Source organism: Candidatus Eremiobacteraceae bacterium, assembly GCA_036511855.1.
Taxonomy (GTDB): domain Bacteria; phylum Vulcanimicrobiota; class Vulcanimicrobiia; order Eremiobacterales; family Eremiobacteraceae; genus JABCYQ01.
Map to the genome: position 1 here is coordinate 1 of DATCBN010000047.1, position 4,149 is coordinate 4,149.

General features: G+C 62.5%; 5 protein-coding genes. 2 read left to right on the top strand and 3 right to left on the bottom strand.

Annotated elements, in window-relative coordinates; translation table 11 throughout:
• Nucleotides 1–106: 106 nt before the first annotated feature.
• Both VII69_06985 and acpS read right to left on the bottom strand, forming a co-directional pair.
• On the bottom strand, nt 107–1,678 hold the full coding sequence (locus VII69_06985; GenBank protein ID HEY5094840.1) for an NAD(P)H-hydrate dehydratase: 1,572 nt from the start codon (nt 1,676–1,678) through the stop codon (nt 107–109).
• Nucleotides 1,675–2,079, bottom strand: a complete 405-nt coding sequence (gene acpS / locus VII69_06990) for a holo-ACP synthase (GenBank protein HEY5094841.1) — start codon at nt 2,077–2,079, stop codon at nt 1,675–1,677. The genes VII69_06985 and acpS overlap by 4 nt, the downstream gene beginning before the upstream one ends.
• Nucleotides 2,080–2,136: 57 nt before the next feature.
• Here acpS and VII69_06995 point away from each other — a divergent pair, with 57 nt between their 5' ends.
• Complete coding sequence (locus tag VII69_06995; protein HEY5094842.1) at nt 2,137–2,751, top strand: hypothetical protein; 615 nt, start codon at nt 2,137–2,139, stop codon at nt 2,749–2,751.
• Nucleotides 2,752–2,849: 98 nt separating this feature from the next.
• Here VII69_06995 and VII69_07000 read toward each other — a convergent pair whose 3' ends face one another.
• Nucleotides 2,850–3,374, bottom strand: a complete 525-nt coding sequence (locus tag VII69_07000) for an NUDIX hydrolase (protein ID HEY5094843.1) — start codon at nt 3,372–3,374, stop codon at nt 2,850–2,852.
• A gap of 45 nt (nt 3,375–3,419) precedes the next feature.
• Between VII69_07000 and VII69_07005 the strand changes: the two genes are divergently transcribed.
• A partial coding sequence (locus VII69_07005) for a hypothetical protein (protein HEY5094844.1) occupies nt 3,420–4,149 on the top strand: 730 nt, incomplete at its 3' end.

Genomic DNA, 4,149 nt, shown 5'->3' on the forward strand with positions numbered 1-4,149 from the left:
CTCCCGTCCTGGAAATGCTGCACTACGTCGAGCTGTACAAGGTCGAGCTGCACTACGTCGAGCCGTACTTCGTCGAGCTGTACTAGGGCGAGCATCGCTCGCCCATTCAAACCACGCGCGTCAAATACCCGTCGTCCTCCTCTTCGCGCTCATCGAGCCATTGCAGCGCATCTTGCAGTGATGCGGGGATATCGCCGGCGACGATGCTGTGGACGTTCTTCGACGCGAGAAAGTCCGCCGTGGTGCCATGCCAAAACGCGGCGATCGCGGCAGCTTGCCGGGAGGAGCATCCCGCCGCCAACATCGCGCCGGTCATGCCCGCAAGTACGTCGCCCGACCCGGCGGTGGCGAGCAAAGCGTTGCCGGTGAGATTGACATACGAAGCTTCCTTCGTGGCGACGATCGAACGCGGACCCTTAAGCAGCAGCGCAGCATCGAGCGACGACGCGAACTCGTCCGCGGCTTTCATGCGGTTTGCGATCGCTGTTTCGGCGCGCGAGCCGAGCAGCCGCGCGAATTCGCCGGCGTGCGGCGTGAGCACCGCTTTCTTATCCTTGACGATTTCAGTGTGATCGGCCAGCGCGAATAGCGCGTCGGCGTCGACGACGAGCGGCCGAGTGGTGGCAGCAAGGTAGCGGCGGATGATTTCTTGTGTGCGCTCTTCCCGGCCGAGCCCGGGACCGATGACCACGGCACCCGCGTGGCGCGTGGTGTCGAGCAACGCGTCGACGATCGCATCGACGTCATTCGTATCCGGCCACGGGGCGATAACCGGCTCGAGTATGTGATGGCTTATCGACGCGGCCGCGGCAGCGGGGCACGCCACGGTCACAAAACCCGCGCCGGCCCGAAGTGCGCCGAGCGCTGCGAGCACCGGCGCACCGACGTAGTTCGCGCTGCCGCCGATGATCACAACGTCGCCCGCCGTGCGTTTGTCGGCCTGCGGACTGCGATGCGGCAACCAATAGAAGAATTGTTCCTTAGTCATGACGTGATAGCGGCCGCCTGCCTCTGCGAGCACGGAGGCTGGGATGCCGATGTTCGCCACCCACAGTTCGCCGACGTACGAAGCGGCCGGATACAAGAGCAATCCAACTTTCGGCGCCGCCATCGTGACAGTGGCGGTTGCGGTCACCGCCGGCCCGGGCACACCGCCCGATGACGGATCGACGCCTGTGGGCGTGTCCACCGCGATCACTTCGTGACCTGCGATGTTGATCTCGTTCACCCAACTCTTGTACGGCTCGCGAAGCGGACCGCTCGATCCCGTGCCGAGCAAGCCATCGATGACGAGCGACGCGGCGCGCAGCCCCGAGCGGAAAAATTCCGGCGACTGATCGCGGAGATAGCTGATGGAAGCGCCGAGTCCTTCCATGATGTCGAGCTGAACGCGGCACAACTCGTTGCAGTCTTTCTCTTTCGCCGCCATGTAGATGTCGGGTTCGAACCCAAGCTGCATCAGATGACGAGCGGCCACCAACGCATCGCCACCGTTGTTCCCCGGGCCCGCCACCACGGCGATGCGGATGGGATCGCCCTCGAGATCGTCGACGAAATCGCGCGCGAGATCGGCGACGGCACGGCCTGCCGATTCCATGAGGATCGCTTCGGGTATTCCGAGATCGTTGACCGTGCGCAGATCGGCGGCTCGCATTTCTGCGGCGGTGAGCGCGTTCATCGCGCAACCGCTTCAGACGATGCGGCGGGTTTGAGTTCGTCGCCTTCGAGTATGAGCACGGCGACAGCCGTCGTTTTCGAATGTGTGATGCTCAAATGCATTCCTCGGACGCCTCGCAAGGCGGGCAAAGCCGACGCGCGGCCCGTGAGTTCCATATACGGCTTGCCGCTGCGTTGGTGACGCACGCCCATCGAGCGCCACGGGATGGCGTGACCAAACGCCTTTCTGGTGGCTTCCTTTGCTGCGAACGCTCCGGCGAGCCGTTCAGCGTAGTGCCGGTGCTTCATCGCATGCGCCATCTCCGCCTCGGTGAACACCTTCTTCGCAAAGCGCGCAAGTTTCGTTTCATCGAACGCATAGCGCGCGACTTCAGCGACGTCGATTCCGATTCCGATGATCACAGCGTACAACTCCTCGCATCGCGCCGTGCCGAAGGACTGGCCCGGAAAGCGCCCGAAATGACGGCGCCATGGAGCGGCGAATCACGTTTCGCCGTCGCCGAAGGCGATTGGAGCGGCCGGCTTTGTGCGGCCGAATCGGTGTTGGAAAAGATAAGTCTGGTTCCGATCAATGGCGTGGGTGTGAGTTTCTGCGAACGGTTGGCGCCGTGCCTGGAGGAGCGATTCTTCCATAAGTTCGCAGTCGAAAAGCCGCTCACCCTCTCGCCCACACACGCCAATCTCACGCGCGGCCAATTCTTCCTCAACACCGTCTTCAACCGAATGCTCAGCGCGTATCCGGCGCGCGACGGGCTGCTGCTCGGCATCTTGGGCAGCGATCTCTACAAGACGTCGCATCCGTTCATCTTCGGAGACGCGAGCGACAGCGATCGCGTGGCGGTGGTATCCACGTTCCGGCTCAATCCCGAATTTTCCAAAGAGCCGCCGAACGACGACGTGCTCTTCCAGCGGACCCTCAAAGAGTGCGTCCATGCGTTGGGGCACGCGTTCGCGTTGAAACATTGCCACAACGCGCGCTGTGCGATGTACCTCAGCCACTCGGTGTTCGACATCGACGCCAAGCAGACTTATTTCTGCGACCTGTGCGACAAGCGCGCCCGCGCCAACCGCTAACTCCACTGGAGCATCCGTACTAGGGCAACCGTACTAGGGCAAGCATCGCTTGCCCAAAAAAAGGATGTTGGAGGGCAAGCATCGCTTGCCCATGGTTCTTATCGTGGTTGCGACAAACACCACCTGAGCGCGATCAGCGTTTTCGCATCGGGGATCTCGTCGCGCTGCACCATCGCCCAGGCCTCTTCCAACTTGAATTCGAGCGGCTGCAGCACTTCCGTGGCTTCGGGTTCGGCTTCACCCGGCGTCGGAGCCACTGCGACAAACAGATGCAGCCGCTCGTTGCAAAATCCTGGAGCGGTGAAGAACGACCACAGCTTGCGCATCTCGCGGCAGCGATAGCCGGTCTCCTCGATCAACTCGCGCGTGGCGCACGCCATTGGGTCCTCACCGCGCTCCAACTTGCCCGCCGGAACCTCCCACAACGAGAGGCCCGTTGCCGGACGATACTGCCACACCAAGACGATTGTGTTCGGCGTGGGTTGCACGATGATCGCGACACCGCCGTTGTGTTCCACAATTTCGACATTAGAGCGCGCGCCATTGTCGTATTCGACATCATCGACGCGTAGGTTGATGACCCGGCCCTCGAAGATTCGGCGGGTCCCATGTATCTTCGCCACGAACTCTCCTTTTCCAATCGCATTCCCGTCGTTCCAAGGAGATTCATGCGCGAAGTCGTCATCGTCGCCGCAGCCCGGACGCCCGTCGGCAGATACGGCGGCATACTCAAGAGCGTCCGTCCAGACGACATGTCGGCGGTCATCTTGCAGGCGCTTGCAGCGCGCGCGAAGCTCGACCCTAAAGACATCGAAGACGTCATGTGGGGCTGCAGCAATCAGGCCGGCGAAGACAACCGGAACGTCGCGCGCATGGCGGTGCTCGCTGCGGGCTTTCCAGTCGAAGTGCCCGGCACAACGCTCAACCGCCTCTGCGGGTCGGGTTTGCAAGCCATTAACAGCGCGGCGCAGGCCATCATAGCGGAGTGTGGCGACGTGTTCATCGGCGGCGGCGTCGAGAGCATGACTCGCGCGCCCTACGTCATGCCCAAGCCGGAGAGCGAATTCGCGCGTGTGCCGCAACTCTTTGATACCACACTCGGCGCGCGCATGTACAACCCCAAGCTCACGCAGGCCGGTTGGCCGCCGATCTCGATGGGCGAAACCGCCGAGAATGTCGCCGAGCGTTATCACATCTCGCGAGAGGATCAAGACCAGTTCGCGTATTCGAGCCAACACAAAACGGGCGACGCGCAAAAAGCCGGCGCGTTCGACGCCGAGATCATCGGCGTGCCGGTACCGCCGGCAGGCGGCAAAGCGAAAAAGGGCGAGCCGCCCACGGTGGTCACGGCGGACGAACACCCGCGGACCGATGTCACCATGGAGCAGCTCGCGAAAT